Source organism: Sulfurimonas sp. (assembly GCF_026991475.1).
Taxonomy (GTDB): Bacteria; Campylobacterota; Campylobacteria; order Campylobacterales; family Sulfurimonadaceae; genus Sulfurimonas.
The window spans coordinates 1-19,568 of sequence record NZ_JALXBK010000047.1; the positions used below are offsets into that span (position 1 = coordinate 1).

At 34.1% G+C, this 19,568-nt stretch carries 21 protein-coding genes; all 21 read right to left on the reverse strand.

Annotated features, from left to right (window positions below):
- Positions 1-165: 165 nt before the first annotated feature.
- Positions 166-2,754: a M14 family zinc carboxypeptidase gene (locus MV589_RS03350; RefSeq protein ID WP_297432033.1), complete on the reverse strand. Its 2,589-nt coding sequence runs from the start codon at positions 2,752-2,754 to the stop codon at positions 166-168.
- Positions 2,755-2,812: 58 nt separating this feature from the next.
- The gene (locus MV589_RS03355; RefSeq protein WP_297432035.1) at positions 2,813-3,730 is read right to left on the reverse strand and encodes an ATP-grasp domain-containing protein; all 918 of its coding nucleotides are present in this window, start codon (positions 3,728-3,730) and stop codon (positions 2,813-2,815) included.
- Positions 3,720-4,847 (reverse strand): M20 family metallopeptidase, encoded by a 1,128-nt coding sequence (locus MV589_RS03360; RefSeq protein WP_297432037.1) that lies wholly within the window; start codon positions 4,845-4,847, stop codon positions 3,720-3,722. Before MV589_RS03360 ends, MV589_RS03355 begins: the two co-directional genes overlap by 11 nt.
- 152 nt (positions 4,848-4,999) lie before the next feature.
- Positions 5,000-5,359, reverse strand: a complete 360-nt coding sequence (gene rplS, locus MV589_RS03365; RefSeq protein WP_297432038.1) for a 50S ribosomal protein L19 — start codon at positions 5,357-5,359, stop codon at positions 5,000-5,002.
- Positions 5,360-5,377: 18 nt separating this feature from the next.
- Positions 5,378-6,076, reverse strand: a complete 699-nt coding sequence (gene trmD / locus MV589_RS03370; RefSeq protein WP_297432040.1) for a tRNA (guanosine(37)-N1)-methyltransferase TrmD — start codon at positions 6,074-6,076, stop codon at positions 5,378-5,380.
- Positions 6,076-6,600, reverse strand: coding sequence for a ribosome maturation factor RimM (rimM, locus tag MV589_RS03375; RefSeq protein ID WP_297432042.1), 525 nt, complete (start codon positions 6,598-6,600; stop codon positions 6,076-6,078). Before rimM ends, trmD begins: the two co-directional genes overlap by 1 nt.
- 4 nt (positions 6,601-6,604) lie before the next feature.
- Positions 6,605-6,841: a KH domain-containing protein gene (locus tag MV589_RS03380; protein WP_297432044.1), complete on the reverse strand. Its 237-nt coding sequence runs from the start codon at positions 6,839-6,841 to the stop codon at positions 6,605-6,607.
- 5 nt (positions 6,842-6,846) lie between these two features.
- Entirely contained in the window at positions 6,847-7,068 is a 222-nt protein-coding gene (gene rpsP / locus MV589_RS03385) for a 30S ribosomal protein S16 (protein WP_297432047.1), read from the reverse strand.
- 285 nt (positions 7,069-7,353) lie between these two features.
- The gene (locus tag MV589_RS03390; protein WP_297432049.1) at positions 7,354-8,691 is read right to left on the reverse strand and encodes a fibrobacter succinogenes major paralogous domain-containing protein; all 1,338 of its coding nucleotides are present in this window, start codon (positions 8,689-8,691) and stop codon (positions 7,354-7,356) included.
- 163 nt (positions 8,692-8,854) lie between these two features.
- Positions 8,855-10,210, reverse strand: coding sequence for a signal recognition particle protein (gene ffh, locus MV589_RS03395; protein ID WP_297432051.1), 1,356 nt, complete (start codon positions 10,208-10,210; stop codon positions 8,855-8,857).
- 53 nt (positions 10,211-10,263) lie between these two features.
- The gene (locus MV589_RS03400; protein ID WP_297432052.1) at positions 10,264-10,998 is read right to left on the reverse strand and encodes a pseudouridine synthase family protein; all 735 of its coding nucleotides are present in this window, start codon (positions 10,996-10,998) and stop codon (positions 10,264-10,266) included.
- Between the two features lie 3 nt (positions 10,999-11,001).
- Positions 11,002-12,168 carry a lipid IV(A) 3-deoxy-D-manno-octulosonic acid transferase gene (waaA, locus tag MV589_RS03405; RefSeq protein ID WP_297432054.1) on the reverse strand — a complete coding sequence of 389 codons (1,167 nt, stop codon included), beginning with the start codon at positions 12,166-12,168 and terminating at the stop codon, positions 11,002-11,004.
- A gap of 2 nt (positions 12,169-12,170) precedes the next feature.
- Positions 12,171-12,887, reverse strand: a complete 717-nt coding sequence (locus tag MV589_RS03410) for a zinc ribbon domain-containing protein (protein WP_297432056.1) — start codon at positions 12,885-12,887, stop codon at positions 12,171-12,173.
- A gap of 26 nt (positions 12,888-12,913) precedes the next feature.
- Complete coding sequence (locus MV589_RS03415) at positions 12,914-13,636, reverse strand: Nif3-like dinuclear metal center hexameric protein (RefSeq protein ID WP_297432058.1); 723 nt, start codon at positions 13,634-13,636, stop codon at positions 12,914-12,916.
- Positions 13,637-14,236 (reverse strand): tetratricopeptide repeat protein, encoded by a 600-nt coding sequence (locus MV589_RS03420; RefSeq protein WP_297432059.1) that lies wholly within the window; start codon positions 14,234-14,236, stop codon positions 13,637-13,639.
- Positions 14,233-15,102 (reverse strand): peptidoglycan metallopeptidase Pgp3, encoded by an 870-nt coding sequence (pgp3, locus tag MV589_RS03425; protein WP_297432061.1) that lies wholly within the window; start codon positions 15,100-15,102, stop codon positions 14,233-14,235. Before pgp3 ends, MV589_RS03420 begins: the two co-directional genes overlap by 4 nt.
- Positions 15,102-15,554, reverse strand: coding sequence for an SsrA-binding protein SmpB (gene smpB / locus MV589_RS03430; protein ID WP_297432063.1), 453 nt, complete (start codon positions 15,552-15,554; stop codon positions 15,102-15,104). Before smpB ends, pgp3 begins: the two co-directional genes overlap by 1 nt.
- Positions 15,547-16,344 (reverse strand): 4-(cytidine 5'-diphospho)-2-C-methyl-D-erythritol kinase, encoded by a 798-nt coding sequence (locus MV589_RS03435; RefSeq protein WP_297432065.1) that lies wholly within the window; start codon positions 16,342-16,344, stop codon positions 15,547-15,549. The genes smpB and MV589_RS03435 overlap by 8 nt, the downstream gene beginning before the upstream one ends.
- A gap of 4 nt (positions 16,345-16,348) precedes the next feature.
- Positions 16,349-16,582 (reverse strand): carbon storage regulator CsrA, encoded by a 234-nt coding sequence (csrA, locus tag MV589_RS03440; protein WP_297432067.1) that lies wholly within the window; start codon positions 16,580-16,582, stop codon positions 16,349-16,351.
- A complete protein-coding gene (locus MV589_RS03445; protein WP_297432069.1) occupies positions 16,576-17,397 on the reverse strand; it encodes a pseudouridine synthase family protein in 822 nt (273 codons plus the stop codon). Before MV589_RS03445 ends, csrA begins: the two co-directional genes overlap by 7 nt.
- Positions 17,394-19,442, reverse strand: coding sequence for an ATP-dependent helicase (locus tag MV589_RS03450; RefSeq protein WP_297432071.1), 2,049 nt, complete (start codon positions 19,440-19,442; stop codon positions 17,394-17,396). The genes MV589_RS03445 and MV589_RS03450 overlap by 4 nt, the downstream gene beginning before the upstream one ends.
- Positions 19,443-19,568 lie beyond the last annotated feature (126 nt).

The following is a 19,568-nucleotide window of genomic DNA, read 5'->3' on the forward strand; positions in this document are numbered from 1 at the left end:
TTCTCAAAAGCTTCTACTTGAAGTCTCTCTAGCCCTTTTAAACAAGGTCTCTCTGTTTGTGGATGGGAATTATAGAGAAGTGATGCTTAATAGTTACTTAATGCGTTGGGAAATTTGGGGAGAATTTGAAATTCCTTTTCCAAGTACCCTTTTTACAATCAATTACTAATTATTGACCTCTATAAATACAGGCTCAGAAAAATTCGGTACATCATCATAAGAGAACACCGCATAATACTTATGGACATCTATATCACCAAAATTATCATAAGTGTAATTATCACTTCCTCCATATAGTTTCTGTCCATCATAAGGGCTACATGGAACTCTAAATCTATTTTTCACAACTATTACACCCTTATATCCATCATCATCTGGATTCGTCCATGTAAGTTTAATCATACCATCTTCTATTTTTGTAGATAAATCTTCAACTTGCTTTGGTGGATTTTTACGCTTTCTAATATAGTCTATACTTAATGTTGGCTTGTTTATATGTTTTTTATCTATCCAATTTATATTTACAGAGTGACTATTTTCTTTTTCTGATGTAGTGGACAAAATAAACATTGCTTTTGTTTGAGTTTTTGACATTTCAATAAGCTGTTCTAAAGTATATGTATCAAATACAAATCTTTGTTTTTTAGAATTTTTTACATCTTGAGTGCTAACATCATATCCTACTCTTTCTATAACATTCCTATTTTGAATTTTTTCATATGTCACTTCACCTTCTATAGATTCAATAAGCTCAACATGAAAACGTAAAGTATTTTCTTTTACATTTATCGTAGCAGCTTCAATATCTATATAAGCATCAGAAAAAACGGTATTATCTAAATCTGGAAGATTTAATAAGTCAAACTCAATACAAGCATATTTTTTCATGCCATTTTTATCAAAACCAGAAATTAGAGTATCTTCTTTAAAATTATTTACACTAACACTAAAAACAGAAGATGACTCTATATCTATTTTTGCTTCTTTGATTGTATATGTAATATCTAACTTTGGTCTATAGGTAAGTCCTCCACTAAATTTTCCATATCCTATATCCCACTGCATCATTTGTGAAGCCCTATCTAATGGTAAAGAGCTCGGTCCTTCCATCCTAAAGTATGCTTCTCTTCTTTTTAAAGCTTTTTGAAGTACTTTTAACTCTTGTGCAGCAAATTGGTATGTTCTCCATACTCCTTGAGATAGTTGATGTGAACTCGTAGGTCTATCAATATAAGAGAGCATCTTTGCATTTTTTATATCATCAAAGCTATCTATATCATCAATAGTTCTCTCATCCATCTGTCCAACACGCCATTCACCATATTTTTCAACCTGAACAGCAACTCTATTCATAGGATAAAATGATATTTTTGCTTCTGTTAAAACTGCATTTTCAGGAATACTATTTAAGGCAAACCCACATACTCCATAACATTCACCTTTTTGTTCTGAGATACCTACAAAAAGAGAGTTGTTTCCAAAGTGCTCTTGATTTTTCTTTGTTTTTTCACCAACATAACCTATTTTAGCATCTAAAGGATATAAAATTTTAGAGAACATACTCTCTGCTGGTTTTGTTCTTACACTTAAGACCTGTGCATATGGTGACTTAACGCCTTTAGCTTTACATACAGCACGAATATAATAGTAGTAATTGTTAGCACTCTTCAAGTTTGAATCTACATAAGTTTTAGATTTTGTTAGAGCTATTCTATTTGAAGCCTGTGCAAATCCCTTAAGTTTATTTGAACGATATATTTCAAAATAGATAGTTTCATCATCAGAATAATCCCAAGCAAGTTCTATCTCTTTAGCTTCTATTGTTTGTGCTACAAAATTTAATACTCTTGGTAAAGCATTTTCTTTTTTATAATTATTCACTTCAGATAAAGCCATAATAAGTGCTGGAATATTTTCCTCAATATTTTCACTCATATTTTCTTGATAATCACTAATGTTTCTCGTCCCAACTTCTGCCACTAAAGAGAGTGCTCCTTGTGAATAATAAAATTCTCGTCCGCTTCCAGATATAAGATGTACAGGAGGTTTTCCCATATGTATTCCATATTCACGAGAGGACTCTTTTCTAATCTCTTCTGCCATATTTCCAGCTAAGAGGTTCAAATCTATAGCGTCATCAGCATCTTCATGAATAAAATTATGCGCGGGGAAGAAGACATTACCTTGCGAATGATAATCCAGCGCTATAGTAATATTATTATGACCTAGCACGAAATCTCGTAATGCAGCAGTTTCTGGCTCACTAAACGCAGCAGGTCCAGAATAAACATTAGATGTATAAGTTTTGTTTGGAGTAAATCCCACACTAAAGTTTCTATTTAAATCAACTCCATAACTACCATCTGGATTTTTTCTACGATTTTTTCTCCAAAAAGCAAAATGGTTTCTTGAGTATTCAAAACCATCAGGATTAGCACAAGGAACCATATAAAGTGTTGTTTTATCTAAAATCTGATTTAGTATAGGGTCATAATCTATATGTTCAAGTATATATTTGGCAAAACTCAAAGATAATTCTATTCCAATCCATTCTCTTGCATGGATAGTTCCCGTATAAAAAAGTGCAGGTTTATCTAAATTAGTTTTTACATTTTTTGTAATACTAACTGCTATTATCTCTCTATTTTCCCATGTTGTACCGATTTTTTCGACTTGGAAAAGCTCAGGATTTGTTTTTTGTGCAGAGTTGAAAAACTCCACACACTCATCATAGGATGTATATTGTTGTCTCAAAGTAAGGCCTTCAAAGTAGTTTAGTAATGCAATTATACTTTAAAATGCTTCTCTTATCTTATTTTTTTGTTTTTCTATCTATTAAATCTACAATTAATTTTATCTTTTTATCATTGAAATCAAGACCTAATTTTTCTTGTTCTGGAGTTGCAAAAGCAGGAATACCATTTACTTCGAGTACTATATACTCCTCTTTTTCTCTATCATATATAATATCAACTCCACCAATATCTACACCAGTCGCATTACAGGCTTTTATTGCAACATCAATTATTTCATCATTTGCTTCTCGCATAAAAACACTCCCACCACTGGTTACATTTGTGCGCCAATCATCTCCACTCGCTTTACGCCCATAACAACTTACAAATTGTCCATCAACTATATCTACACGAAAATCTGTGTTATCATAATCTATAAATTTTTCTATATAAAAATATCGTAAATCCATCTGATTTAAAAATGGCATAAGCATATCTAAATTTGCTTCACTCTCTATTTTTGTTAAACCGACTCCACCCCAACCATCTGTTGGTTTATAAACCATTTTATCCCATTTCTTTATAATTTTTTTCAACTCATGCCCATCATCTCTATGACAAAGGTTATAATCAGGTGTCGCAATCTTATGATTACGCAAAACAAAAGAGGTATGGAATTTGTCTTCAGTCAAAGCAAAAGCATCATAAGAGTTTATCATCGGTATCACTCTATTGAGAGCTTGATATAAATACATTTGGTATTGTGTCTGCTCTCCGGCATTATAAGAGAAAAAGAGATCTAGTTTATTTAATTTTTCGCCATAATGCTCTTCTCCTCTATAAATAATATTGCCATTTTTAGCGATTGCATGACGCAAACTAACATCATCTAATGTCTCAATTTCTCTCTCTTTTAACTCTTTAATAATCTTTTTGGCAATTTTATCTCCGCCACCATTTTTATATAACCACATACCTATTTTTCTATTTGCCATTGCTATCCCCTTTTTTAAAATCACCATGTTGTATAAAATATTGAAATAATTTTTTGCTTAAATCTATCCGACTTACAAAACTCTGTTTATCTGCTCTTTCATGTACTGTATGATCACCATCACCATAAGGTCCAAAGCCATCTAAAGTCACTACACCACAGGAGCTTACAATATTTGCATCGCTTACTCCCCCTCTAGCTTCATGCAGAATTTCTTGAGAGCTTATACGCTTAATATCTTCTAGTAAATCTAATGATTCACAACTTTGTTGCATCACATCCCTTTGAATGCCACCACTTAACTTCGATTTTGTACCAGAGACATAAGAAGTATTTACAATATGATTCACTGCGTTTAGAACCCTTTGGCGTTCATCAATAGTGGTGTATCGCAGTTCAAAAACCATATGCGCATGGGGAGAAATTGTATTTGCACCTATTCCACCCTCTATTTTTCCAACATTTACTGTAGTTCCCCTTTTTAAGTCTGTAAGTTTTACCAACTCTTGAAGTTTATAGGAAAGTTCCAAATTTGCATCATAACCATCTGAATAATGGTTTCCAGCATGTGCTGCTTTTCCCTCAATATCTATAAAAAAAGTACCTACACCTTTACGAGCAGTTACAACTTCCATATTTTTTCCAGCTGCTTCATAAACGAAGCAGTAATCATAATTTTTTGCTAATTCGGCTGTTAAATGTTTAGAATCATCACTTCCACTCTCTTCATCACTGACAAAAAGAATATCAATATTTCGAATATCTAAGCCCTCTTTTTTAAGTGCTCTTAATGCCTCAACTAAGACGATGTTACCGCCTTTCATATCACAAACACCAGCTCCATAAACCCACTTTTCATCAACCCTATACTCCTCAAATTTTCCTTGAGGAAAAACTGTATCTAAATGACCTAAGAGAAGTAATTTTTTTGAGAATTTATCATGCGAAGAGAGATAGTGTCTATGATTTCCAATAGCATCACGCTTATGTATCTTTGGTGTATAACCCAAATCTTGCAGCCATGTATCAAATAAAAGACCAACTCTATCAACGCCACGTTTATTTTTTGTATAGGAATTAATTTTTACAACAGATTCTAAATCTTTTAAATATTGCATAATACTCCACTATCTTGAAAACTGATTTTGAGTTATTATACTATGTATGTTTGAAGTTTGTTAAAAATTTTGATGAAATTTTCTACACTATACATATAGTGTGTAAAGGGGGAATATTCTAAGGATTTATAGAGCTCAAGAGCTCAGAAGAATTATTTTCTTCTAAGTTCTTTAATACGAGCTTTTTTACCTGCAAGATCACGAAGATAAAAGAGTTTAGCACGACGAACACGACCGCGACGAATAACTTTTATCTCTGCAATTGAGTCAGAATAAAGTGGGAAAATTCTTTCAATACCAACACCGTTAGCACCGATTTTACGTACTGTAATAGTTTGACCAGTACCTTGACCACGTTTTGCAATACAAACACCCTCGTAGTTTTGAACACGAGTTTTGTCACCTTCTTTAATTGTTACTGCTAAGTTAACAGTATCACCAGCACGAAAATCTGGAATATTTTTCTCTGCTGTTTGTGCTTTTTCAAAGTTTTCAATATACTTATTTCTCAAGATTAAATCCTTAATTTTTTACAGCTTTACTGTAACTTTATATCTTTTTAGCTCATCTGGTCTGAAAAATTTTGTTTTACATTCAGACAAGGCTAATTTTAGTGAGCGAATTTTACTATGATTTCCCTTTAAGTATTCTGATGGAACACTTAGGCCTTCATATATTTTTGGTTTTGAAAATGATGGTGCTTCTAAAAGTGGCGTTTCAAAACTCTCAACCTCTAAAGATTGTGAATTTCCAAGTACCCCTTCTATATTTCTACTCGTTGCATCACATATTATCAAGGAGGCTAGTTCGCCACCTGTTAATATGTAATCACCAATAGAAAAAACTTCATCAGCATATTTTTCTATAACTCTCTCATCAATTCCCTCATATCTTCCACTCACAAAAGCTATATGGGATTTTTGTGCTAAACGCTTTGCATCATTTTGTACAAAAGGTTTTGCAACAGGAGTTAAAAAAACAATATGAACATTTTCATCTTTACATTTTAAATCATCCAAAGCATCAAATAGTGGTTGAGGATTCATAACCATCCCTGCTCCACCACCAACTGCCGTGTCATCTACTTTAAAATGTTTGTTTTTTGAGTAATCTCTAGGATTAAGATAATCTATCTCAATAACATCCTTATCAATCGCTCTTTTTAAAATTGAGTCTTTAAAATAACCCTCTATAAGGTTAGGAAAAAGAGTAACAAATGTGTATTTCATTATGATGCTTCTAAAATATCCATAGCACCACTCAGCGTGATAACTTTTTTATCTATATCAACATTCACTTTAAAAGGTTCCATAAAAGGAACTAAAAAGTTTTTTGCAAAACCCTCGTTCAGTAAAATTTCATCTGTTACTATACTCAAATAATTGGTAATACCAATTCTCTCAACTTCATGTACATTACCTAACTTCTTTCCATCTTCGTAAACATCACAATCTTCTAAATCAAAAAAGAAATATTCGCCTTCATTTAAATGACAATTCTTTCTTGTATCTTCATATGTTGTAAAAAGTTTCGCATTTGTAAACTTTTTTGCATCTTCAAGATTTGTAATATTATTCAATTTCACAAGTCCACGACCAAGGTTCACATCACTTAAAGTGACTTTATCCTTTTTATTTATAAAAAAAACTGCGCCTTTTACAAACTGTTCTGGAAAATCAGACTTAATATGTAATTTCATATCGCCTTTTAAACCAACTGTTTTACCAATTGTTGCGATATGAAGAAGTTTCATTGTGTTAAACTGCTTCAACATTGATTCGATAACTCACACCATCTTTAGCTTTACAGCCAGAAATAACAGTTTTAATCGCACCAATCATCTTACCACTTTTACCTATGAGCTTACCAATATCTTCTTGGTTTGCATAGAGAATTATTTGTGTTATTTCGTCACCCTCTTGTACTTCAACTCTTATATCATCCGGATTAGATGCTATCAGTTTTGCAAATTGTGCGACAAAATCAGCTATCATAACTACTAACGACCAGTTATCTTTTTAACACGGTCACTCATTTGAGCACCAACACCTAACCAATAATCAACTCTTTCATTATCAACTTTAAGTTCTTTTGTCATTGGATTATAGTAACCAATAAGTTCAATCCAACCACCATCTCTTCGTTTACGGCTATCTGTTACCGCGATACGGTAAAATGGTTGTTTTTTTCTTCCCATACGAGTAAGTCTAATTACTGTCATTTTGTTTCCTATTTTTTTAATTTACCTATTACTGGTTACATTTGTGCATCGTGAGAAAAGTAGTTGAAGGGGAAGTGTAAATGAAGATATAAATAAAATCTATATAGTTTTAGCTTCCCTCTTACCATCTCTATAGTTGGATGTACACATGTAACCAGTAAATAGGTTACAAATCTTCTTATCACAGAGGTATTGTTTAAGAAGATTTTAATTTCGAGCGAATTATAACTAAATAATTCTTAAATTATCTCATTCCTTGTGATATAGTTTCTATAAAAGCATTTTTTAATCCTTGAGACAGCGAACCGAAAAGCCGAAAGCACGACAGCCGTTGCCCGTGCCCGCATCGTCTGAAACGAAGTACAGATCGTACGAGCCAGAACCAGCCGGGCTACTTGACCAAATGATACCGCCTGAACCCTGATAATTCAGAGTGCCATCACCGCGGCCGCGGTCACCTGCAGATGGCAATTTTAAAAAATTATTAAAAACATCTGTATTATTTTCAAAGGAATCACCTCCACTGTTATTAACAGTTTCTGCTGCTAATTCATCTAGCGTTGGAACTCTAAAGCCTGCTGGGCAGACTGAATTGCCATCTGTTTTGCTCCAAGCTGTACTTCTTAAACTTCCGTTGTCATCTACACCACTTTCTGCACAGTCGCATGGTGAATTGCTATTTGTTATAAATTTACCATTTTCATTTGTAGCATTGATGTCTGTTGCTAGAGTTGCGGTTGTTGTGGAGTTGGACTTCTGGTGTCCATCTGCAGCTCTTCCCCACTGGTAGTAGTCTCCATAACTTTGATTGTCATCCACTGCCGTTGCTACTCTGGATGCTCCCAAGTTTCTGTCAAGCCAAATTTTTCCTGTATAAGGTGAGGCAACTTGACCATAGGTTTTTCCTCTCCATGTGATAGTTGCAAAAGTAGATTTATAGGTTTTGAGCATCGATTCATACGATGAAACAGCTACAGTAGTGTTTATCTCTTTTACTTTTTGTACAAAAACTCTCATATTGTTTTGTAGAGTCGTATCTGTAACAGTTGCGTTTATATCACTCTGTATCTGGGTATAGAGTGCATTGAGGCTTGTTGCATTCATATCTGCTCTTAGTTTATGAGTAAGATTGCCATCTTTTTCTACTACATAAAGCAGTTGCGCAAGTTTAGCCAGGTCTGTGTTGTTTGCAGCTATATAATCAACTGAAAAATCTGAGAGCGTTGCAGGATTATCACTAAGAGCTAAGTTTGCCAACTTTCCTAAAACTGTAGAGTTTCCATCTATAAATGTTGTAATGGGAGATATAACACTCCCACTACTACAACTCATATTTATATCAAAGCTTGTGTTTGTATCTTCATATGCTCCACCTGTAAGTGTAAGTGGATATGCTACAGAAGATGTAAAAGTATATTTTCCGCCTGCTCCGCTGTATGTTGCTGTTTGTCCCGAAGCATCTTTAAGCGTTGCATTTTTTATGTAACCATCGAGTGCCGTTACATTTGTTCCCGTTGAGCCTACATTTGTTGAATCAGGTGAGGAATTATTTCCTCCACTATTACAAGCATTAAAGCTTAGAGTAAGTGCTAGCAAAAGAGTTACTGAAATATATTTTCTCATTTTTTTGCCTTTTTTTAAGTATTATTAATTATAGTGTTCATATATTTAATATTTTGTTATTTTTCGGTTTGAAATGGGGGGGGGATTTTCATGAGTAAATATGTAACATTTCATATCTAAAGATATGAAATGAATGAGGTTTAAAATATGAACGAGGAGTCTTTTAACGAAGAAGTCCGCCCATTCCACCAGGACCACCTGATTGTCCCATCATTGCTTGGAGCTGTTTCATGCCATTTTTACCGGAGAATTTCTTTGCCATTTTACCAGCATTTTTGAACTGTTTTATCATTCTGTTTATCTCAACAACCTCAAGTCCACACCCTTTTGCGATTCTCTGTTTTCTTGAGTTGTTTAAAAGGTCTGGGTCTTCTCTCTCTTTTTGCGTCATAGAGCTTACCATCGCTTTGATGTTTTTAAGCTCACCGGAGTTTTCAAAGTCAAAGTCTTTAATGGCTTTAGACATATTGCCCATACCTGGAATCATTCCCATGATTGAGCTCATTGAACCCATCTTTTTCATCTGCTCCATCTGTTCTAAAAAGTCATTGAAGTTAAATTTTCCCTTTTGAATCTTTTTTGTCAGTTTTTTTGCTTGCTTTTCATCAATGACATTTGTTACCTTTTCAGCAAGTCCCTCGACATCTCCAAATCCCATAAGACGATTGACAATTCTCTCAGGTAAAAAGACTTCCAAATCTTCCATCTTCTCACCCATACCAATGAAACGCAATGGTACTTGTACTTGAGATGATAACCCAAGAGCAACCCCACCTTTTGCATCACCATCATATTTTGAGAGAATTACACCATCAATGCCGATTTTTTCTTTAAAAGTAGTCGCTGTTCTTACTGCATCTTGACCTGTCAGTGAATCTGCTACATAAAAAATCTCATCAGGCTTTGCAACCTCTTTTACATCATGAAGCTCCTGCATCAACTCATCATCAATCGCTAAACGCCCTGCGGTATCTATAAGGACAACATCAAAAATTTTCGAGTTTGCGTACTCAATCGCAGCTTTTACTACTTCTACTGGATTTTTAGTCGCTTCATCTTCATAGAGTTCTACTTCTATTTGTGCCGTGATTTGACGGAGCTGTTCAACCGCAGCCAAACGCTGTAAATCGGCTGCAACAATTAAAACTTTTTTTTGTCTGTTTTTTAAATATGTTGCAAGTTTACCCGTTGTTGTCGTCTTACCAGAACCTTGAAGACCTGTCATTAAAATAACAGTTGGAGGGTTTGGAGCAAAAACAAAGCCTTTGTTTCCTCCAACTTCTAAAAGTTCATTAAGTGTTTCACGGAGTGCTTCTAGGAATTGATCTTTTCCTATCCCCTTCTCTTTTGTGCGTGTCTGCACTTTTGTAATAAGTTCTTTGACAACTTTATGATTTACATCTGCTTTTAAAAGATTTTTCTTTAGCTCATTAAGAGCCTTTGAGAGTGCTTTATCATCATCATGAAACCGAATCTTTTTTATAGCATTTGTAAACGAATCCGTTAAAGTACCAAACATTGCATAACCTCTTTCTCTATAGTATAATTTTTTATCGTATTGTAGCCAAGTTTTTATTCAAAAGTTTTAAAACTCTTTGGTTCAGGTGCAGTAAATTCCATACCTAAAAGTCTTACTTTATGTGCATGAAGCATAACACGTTTAGCCCGACGACCACCGTATTGTTCATCACCTACAATAGGATGATCAATATATCTTGCATGAACACGAATCTGATGTGTACGCCCATTATGAATAATCACTTTTACTTTTGTCTTTTTTGCACTCACAATATCTGGAAAAAATTCTGTTCTTGCAGGTTTTCCTTTTGGTGAGACATTTGAATAGGCTCTGTTGTTTTTCTTTTGTGTAACAATAGCCTTATCCACTTCTATAGGTTCGGTTACAATCCCCTCTACCCATGCAATATACTCTTTATAGACTTTATCTTGAGCAAACTCTTTTATTGCTTTTTGGCGGAACTCTTCATTTTTTACAAGCATTAGAACACCACTTGTTTCACGGTCAAGTCTATGTAAAAGTCTTGTGCCTCGAAATTGTCTCTCAATCTCATCAGAGTTTACATAAGCTGGTTTATCTATGACTATAATGTCATCGTTTTCAAAAATTGGTTTCGCTTTTTCTATCTTTATCACTCTAAACATAGTCCGCTCATCAATCTCTCCACGAGCTATCATTACCTTTTTGTTTCCAACATATACAAGTCCACGGTCTATCATAGACTTTGCGTTTGAATTTGAAATTCCCTCTTGTTGTGCCAATAATTTATATGCTTTTTGGGTTGCCATATTTTATTCCTTAATTTTATCAATAACTTTTTGTAAATCTATCTTCTCTTCGACCATTGAAGGAGGAAGTTCTTTTGCTGCGTTTAGCGCTGCGTTTAACTCTGTTGCTTCTACATACTGCACATGATGTACATATTTAAAAAGCTCTTTTTGGTGAAAAAAGTGTTTACCTGTAATAATTTTACAACCAAAATATGCAGGTTCTAAAGGATTATGTCCACCAACATCATCTCTAAACGCTCCACCTAAAATTGCTATATCACTAATGGCATAAATATTATTTAATTCACCCATCATATCAACAAGTATCAAATCACTTGTAAAATTTTTATTTTGTGAAAAACGCTCAAGTGACAAATGCTCTTTTAACGCGAACTCTTCCATCAAAGAGTACACCTCTTCAAATCTCTCTGGATGACGAGGAACAATAACAAGTTTTGCTCCGCTGTTTGCAGTTTTATAGCTACTAAACGCAGCCAATACACTTTCCTCTTCATCTGGATGTGTACTTCCTGCTACTATTAGCTCACAATCAGGTTTCACATAGTCATAGGTTTTTTTAATCTCACCTGCAAGTTTAATATTCCCAATCACTTCAATATTTTTTGCACCAAGTGCAAAAAATCTATTTTTATCCACTTCACTCTGCACATACAAAGTAGAAACATTTGCCAGAAGTTTTTTGTAAAACCATGCAAATTTCATATACTTATCAACGCTTTTATCAGAAATTCTTGCGTTTAAAAGTATTACCTCCGCACCTCTAGCATGAGCCATAACAAAAAGCATATACCAAAACTCTGCCTCTAAAACAATAAGCTTCTTTTGTGGTTTTATCCAAAAAGGCAGATACATTTCATAAGGCAGGTATCGGATTTCAGCATCATACTTTTTAGCCTCATCCTGTCCAGTTTGTGTAATGGTCGTAATAACAACCTTCTCTTCATTTAATCTATCTAAAATAGGCTTCAGCGCTCGTGCTTCACCAAGTGAGCATACATGGAACCAAATAGATTGAGAATTTTTAAAAGGTGGATTTTTAAAAAGAAAAAAGCGTGAGGGAATTGACTCTTTGTATTTTTGTTTAAACGAAAGAATAATGATAAGTGGAAGTGCTACTAAAAAGAGCACAACACTTAAAATATAGTAGAAAAGAAAAAACGGCTTCAAGCCTACTCTTCTTCATTCGCTTTCATATAGAGAATACGTCCACAGTGAGGACAGTTTGTAATGTCTTCACCTTTGATTACATCAGCGTAAACTTTATCGCTTATAACCATGTGACAGCCCATACATGCTTGGTCTTCAACAGGTACAACAGTCGTATTTTTAGCCCAACGACGGATTTTTTGGTAAAAAGCTAAACCTTTTTGGTTTATTTCAGATAAAAGTTTCTCTTTCTTTTTGAAAACTTCTTGTCTTTCATTGTTGATTTTTTCCAATTTTGTATCAACATCAGCTTTTACATTTTCAAGATTTGCACTCAACTCTTCGAATGTCACTTTTGCCGCTTCTATCTGCTCTTTTTTTGCTTCAATGATTTTTTCAAGTCTTTGAATCTCTTCATTAGCAAATGTCACTTGCTCTTTTGCAATCTCTTCTTCAAGTTGCAAAGATTTCATTTCACGTTCAGTTTTCACTTCTGAACTTTTTTTTGCATTCTCTTCAAGTTTTTGAGAAAGTTCTGCAAGATGAAGCTCATTTTTTGCTTTTTTAACTTCTTCGTCTTTTATCTCATTCGTTAAGTTTTCAATATCTGACTCAATACTTTTTGTTTTTGCAAGTGCAGCTTCATAATTGTAGTTTGCTTCTTCAATTTGAGGTTCAAATGCATCAATTTCTTTGTCAATAATTGAAAGGTCGATTAACTGTTGTAAATGTTTATTCATTGGTGTCCTTTGGGCTTAAATATATATCAAATATATGTGAATGGGTTTTCTGATGATGCAATTATAACTTTTAAACCTAAAATTTTCAAATGCTTTTGTAAAATTTGAGCAAAAAAGCACTCACTTTCATAGTGTCCGATGTCAATTAAAGAGAGTTTTATGCTTTTAGCTTCCATTGCATCATGGTACTTAATATCCCCTGTCAGAAAGCAATCAGCATCTAAACTACGCATCAAAGAACAGCCCGAACCAGTCGTTAGCGCCACTCTTTTGACCCTATTTGCACATTTTACAGTTTTTGCACATTTAATACCAAACGCAGACGATACTTTTTTCACAAAAACATTAAAATCCTCATCTACATTAAGATAAGCAACAAATCCATTTTTTTCTTTAATTTCATAACCAAGTACCTCCGTTGCTACATAATCATTAAGGTGTGTTTGATCAAAATTTGTATGCATTGCAATATTTGAAATGTTTTTTTGAATCATTTTTTGAATTAAATTTGCAGGATATTTCGAAAAATTTAACTGCTTTAATCCGCCAAAAATAATAGGATGATGGGTAATTAAAAGTGTATTTTTTTCTAAAGAATCTATAAGTTTTTCATCTACATCTATACTTAGTGCAATGTTTGAAATATCATCTTCAAAATCACCAATTAAGAGCCCTGAATTATCCCAAGACTCCTGCAGATTAAAAGGTGAGAGTTTGTCTAAAAATTCATAAATTTCGCCTATTTTCATCTATGCTTCCTTTGTAAGTTTGTCTAGCTCTTCTTGTGCTTCTTTCATATTGCTATCTAAACGCAGTGCATTTTCATACATTTTTTTTGCCCCATCAAAATCTTTCATATCAACAAGTAGATTTCCATAATTGTAGTATGTAATAGGATTGTTTGCATCAAGTGAAAGTGAATTTTCTAAATGATCTTTTGCCTTCTCAAACGCAGCCATTTTTCTATAAAGTGATGCCATCGCCTGATGTATGTAGCTATTGTTAGGATCAAGTGCAAGAGCCTCTTTGTAATATTCTAGTGCCTCATCATCTCTATTTTGCTGCCCAAGAGTATATCCCATTTTAAAAAGTGTCTCAGGATTATTAGGTGCCTTAATATTTGCTTCTGAGTAGATTGCAAGTGCTTTTTGCAAGTCACCTTTTTGCATCTCTTCATCTGCTTTATCAATCAAAGATGAAGCATCAAACGGTGAAAAAGCCTCTGCTGTTCTAGGTGTATCATGCTTCATATCACTCTCTTGTGGATCTTGAAGTGTTTGAATATGTTCATAAATTTTATATGCAAAAAATGCCGAAGCACCAAGCATTAAGAGTTGAAATAGTGTCATTTTTTTCCTTTTAATAAATTATTGTTTAGTAGTGTAATCAACTGTAAGGGATCAACCTGTACTCCGTCAACTCTTGCACTAAAGTGTAGATGTGGCCCGGTTACTCTGCCACTTTTTCCTGAGAGTGCAATTATTTCTGAGCGTTTGACAAACGCACCTTTTTTTACTTTAAAACTGCTCAAATGAAAATAGCAGGTATAAATTCCCTCTCCATGATCTATAATCACCGTACCACCAGAATAAAATCTTTTCCGTGCTAAAACAACGCGACCATCATTTGCAGCTTTTATGGGTGTTCCCATTTTTGCGTGAAAATCTGTACCGCTATGGTAACCTTTGAGTGAATTATTATATACTCTAGCTGTTCCAAAGGGACTTGTAATGTTACTCTCAAGTGGTAAAATAAACTTCTTGGAGATATAACTCTTTTTATCAACAGTGTTGTAAATTTGCATAGCTTCTTTATACTCTTTTGCTATGCGTTTTTTTACACTTGCTGCTTTTGGATTTACCTTTTTACTTGAAACTTTTATCTGCTCTTTTTTATATTCCCCCACAAGCACATCTAAACGCAGTGCATGTTCTCTTTTTTCACCTGCGTTTAAATACTCAATTTCCATCTTTTTACTGCCAACACGCATATAATATGAAATCGGAACTAAGGCAAAATAGTATCCTTTCTTCATAGGATGTTTAAAAATAGGAAATTTCTTTTTATCAAATATAATATCTAAGTATTTTATGTGAGATGTCGCATGAAGTTCTACAAACGCAGTGCTTCCTCTTGCTACCTCATCATTTATCACACGAACACTAAACGCAGATAAAGAGGAGATAAGTAGACAAAAGACAACTAGATACCTCATTAGTAATCCTTCATTGCCCTTGCAATATCTCTCTTTTGTGCTTTCTCTTTTAAGTCATTGCGTTTATCATGCAAAAGCTTCCCTTTGGCAATTCCTATTTGCACTTTTGCAATATTTCTATCATTAAAATAGAGTTGCAACGGCACTATTGTATAGCCATCACGGGTCACTGCTTTTTCCATCTTTTGCAGCTGTTTTTTATGTAACAATAACTTCCGTGTACCTCTCTCCTCATGCCCATAGTAGTGGTGTGTAGTGTTTAATCTGCCAATGTGTGCATTAAATAAAAATGCCTCTCCTTTTACCAATCTAACAAAACTATCTTTGAGGTTTACTCTATGTGCACGCAAACCTTTGACCTCACTCCCACTCAAAACAATCCCTGCTTCAAACTTCTCTTCAATAAAATAGTCATGATATGCTTTTTTATTTTTTGCTATTGTTTCACCCATTGTTGTCCTCTTTTACTTTAAAAAAACTACTTCCGCTTCCACTAAAAAAATAATTTTCTCTGTAATGACTCTCTAGCGCTGGATACTCTTTGAGTGCTGGCGCAAAGAGGTCATTTGCTTCTTTTGGAGTCATACTTGCTAAAATTGCTTGAGAAGTCATCTTTTTAAGTGACTGCGTTTGAAATCCATCAATAGGATTATAAAAATTTTCTCTATATGATTTGTAAACTTTTGGTGTACTAATTTCTATATTAGGAGTAAAAATATCAAAAGAGAGCAAAGGCTCATCAAACTGCTCCACCACCTCACCAATACCACTGACATTAGCACTTTCATAACCATAGATAAAAAATGGTACATCTGCACCTACTCCAAGACCAATCACGGCAAGTTCGTTAAGACTCAAGCCCAAATGCAGCACTTCATTACACATTTTCAGGTAAGTTGCCGCATCACTGCTTCCCCCACCAAGTCCAGCGAAAGCAGGAATACTCTTCTCAACTTTTATAGCATGAGTATGCATCAAATTTTCTAAAGCTTCACTAGAAGTTGCTTTTTGCAGGGAAACATAGGCTTTATATATTGTATTTTGTTTTGTATTACATGAAAAATTACCTATAATTTTAAACTCAGAAGATGTTGCAGAAAGATCTTTTTTAGAGACAAAGCACAGCTCATCATAGAGATTATTTACTTTCATAAATCGTGAGACTATTTCATGGTAGTTATCTCGCATCCCAGTTATTTTTAAAAATATATTTACCTTTGCGAAAGCCCTGTATTTTTTCATAATCTTATGAGTTTCCTAACAATTTAGAGATAGCTGTAATGTCATTCTCATCAGAGTTGCCCATAGCCGCCCTATTTGTTTTTGCAATCTCTTCTAAAAGTTCACTACGCATAATAGAGATCTCTTTTGGAGCATCAATGCCAAGTTTTACGACACCATTTTCCACAGCAATTACTTTTACGACAATATTGTCTCCAATAACAATAGATTCATCTATTTTTCTTGCCAATACTAACATTCTATCCTGCCTAATTCATATTTTACGTCTGCTGCGTTTAGTGTTACAACAGAGATGTAGTTACCATTATCAATCCAGTAAGTTCCTGCTTCTTGCACTTTGAAATCTTTTAAAGCAAGAACTCTTCCATATCTAATATTATCATAATCACCCAAATAATAGTTTTGAGGGATATTAAGAGAGCTCTTTATATCTAAAGCTTTCTCATTCTCATAAAAAAACTGTCCCTCATTAAGCCGTTCAAGCATAGTTAGAGAGCCAAACTCTATGCCAAGTCTCTGTGAAACAATCAATCCAAGAGAACGGATATATGTCCCCTCACTCACCGTAGCTTCAAAAGTTACATATGGATGTGAGTAATGAATAAGCTTTGTACTATAAATTGTAGAGTTAATTTTGTTTAGAACAACCTCTCTACCAGCACGAGCCAAATCATAAGCACGCTCACCATTTATACGCTTAGCACTAAAGATAGGTGGTTCATACTCCAAATCACCCTCTAAAGATTGAATAACCTCTGCTACTTTTTGCTGTGACAACTCTGGTAAGATTTCAATGTCTTTTATCATCTCACTATCTAAAGTATCACTCTTTGCACCAAGCCAAAGTGTTGCACGGTATGTTTTTGGTGTTTTATTTAAAAAGCGAAAAAGTTTTGTATGCGAACCAAATCCGACAAGCAAAACTCCTTTTGCAAAAGGGTCCAGTGTTCCTGCAAAACCAGCCTTTTTTTCTGAGTACTTGCGTTTAAGAGTGTAGAGAAATTTATTTGAACCAATTCCGGAGGGTTTATATGCAACTATGAGTCGATTCATAATCTCTCAACAAATGATGCCAGTATTTCTCGTTTTGTTCCAGCAAAATTAATGTTTAATTTAAACTCTCTACCAGATTTACTGATGCCATTTATTCGACCTGTACCAAAAATTTTATGGCGAACTAGGTCACCCTTTTTAAACGCAGTGTTTTTCTCTACTATTAAAGAGCCTTCACAAAGTCCCGCTTCATTGAAAAATCTGCTTTTTTCCAAATCACTTCTTCGTCCCTTATAAAAACGACTTGCGGCATGACAAAGAGTAAGCGTCTCTTTTGCACGGGTAAAGGCAACATACCCCAAGCGCCTCTCCTCTTCAAGGTCACTACCCTCTCCAACAAGTGGCAAAAAGCCCTCTTCCATTCCTATAACAAATACATGTTCAAATTCCAAGCCTTTTGAAGCGTGAATACTCATCATATATATACTTTCACCTTCAACCTGATCCTGCTCACTTTGCAGTGTCAACTCATTTAAAAACTCATCTAAAGTCGCCTCTGGAGATTTTTTGATAAAGTCTCGAAAGAGTCCGTAAAATTCATCCATATTAAGTAGGCGTTCTTGTGCATCTTGTGTATTTGAATATATATCTTTAACATGAAAAGTCTCTTCTAATATATCTATAAAATCATAAGTAGACTCTTTTGTAGCTGCAGCGACATCCTCTAAACTTTGCATAAAAGTTTTCAAGGTAAGCGTATTCTTTTTCTTTACTAAAGCTTCTAGCTCTTTGACATCTACATTTTTAATATATTGAAAAATTGAGCTCCCCTGTGCATTAGCGGCCAGTTCAATTTTATCTATACTCGCTTTTCCCAGACCACGCTTTGGTTTATTTATAATTCTTTTTAAAGAGAAATCATCATGAGGGTTTGTAATGACTCTAATATATGAAATAAGGTCTTTTATCTCCGCTCTATCATAAAAGCGAAGTCCTCCTACCAGCCTGTAATTTATACCAGAACGATTTAAACCTTCTTCAATAGAACGAGAGAGAACATTAACACGGTACAAAACAGCTATCTCTTTTGCATGCACACCAGCATCTAAAAGTTTTTGAATATTTTGTGCTATTTTTCTTGCCTCTTCATTTTCATCATTGGAATTTAAAATAGTAACATCTTCACCGCTTCCTCTTGTAGCAATTAACTTTTTGCCTAAGCGTGAACGATTATGCTCAATAAGTGCATTCGCAACCTTTAAAATAGGTGAACGAGAACGGTAGTTCTCTTCAAGTTTAAATACTGTTGCACCATTGAAATCTTTATCAAACTCAATAATATTTCTAATATTCGCACCGCGCCAGCCATAAATACTCTGATCATCATCACCCACTACACAGAGGTTATTATGAGAAGTGCAGAGCTTTTGTAGAAGTTTTAGTTGTAGTTCATTTGTATCTTGATACTCATCAATCATTATATATTTGTAACGCTCAGAAGTTGCCTTTGCAAGCTCAGGGTTTTCATCAAGCAGTCTATATGTAATAGCAATCAAATCATCAAAGTCAACAAGATTATTCTCTTTGAGATACTTTTCATACTCTGCATAAACCTCTGCTATCTGTTTATAGTTAAAAAGTTCCGTTTGCTTATATGCATCATCAGGAGAGAGGAGTGAATTTTTATATCTTGAGATTTCACTCGCTATTAGTGGCGTTGGTAATTCTGAATTTATCTTTTTAATGATGCGTTTTTTATCATCCGTATCTATCACAACAAAATTATTTGCTCTTCCTATAAGATGGATATTAAATTTTAAGAATAATAAGCCAAACTTATGAAAAGTACAAAGCAGAGGAGGATAAGCAATATTTTCTATCATTGCAAGAGAACGCTCTTTCATCTCTTTTGCTGCTTTATTTGTAAATGTCAGCGTCAAAGTATTGGATGCTGGGATACCAACTACTTCAATTAAGTATGCCAAACGTGAAACAATTGTAGTAGTCTTCCCACTCCCTGCACCTGCTAAAATAAGCACAGGACCTTCTGTCTGCTTGACTGCGTTTGCTTGTGACTCGTTTAATTTATTAAATATTTTTTCCATATACAACCACTATTAACTTCAAATTAATAATATTATAACAAAATAATTTGAAATTATCACAAAACTATTGCAATAATTATAATATTGAGTTATAATTTTGATATTATTATTACTTATAGGAATTAT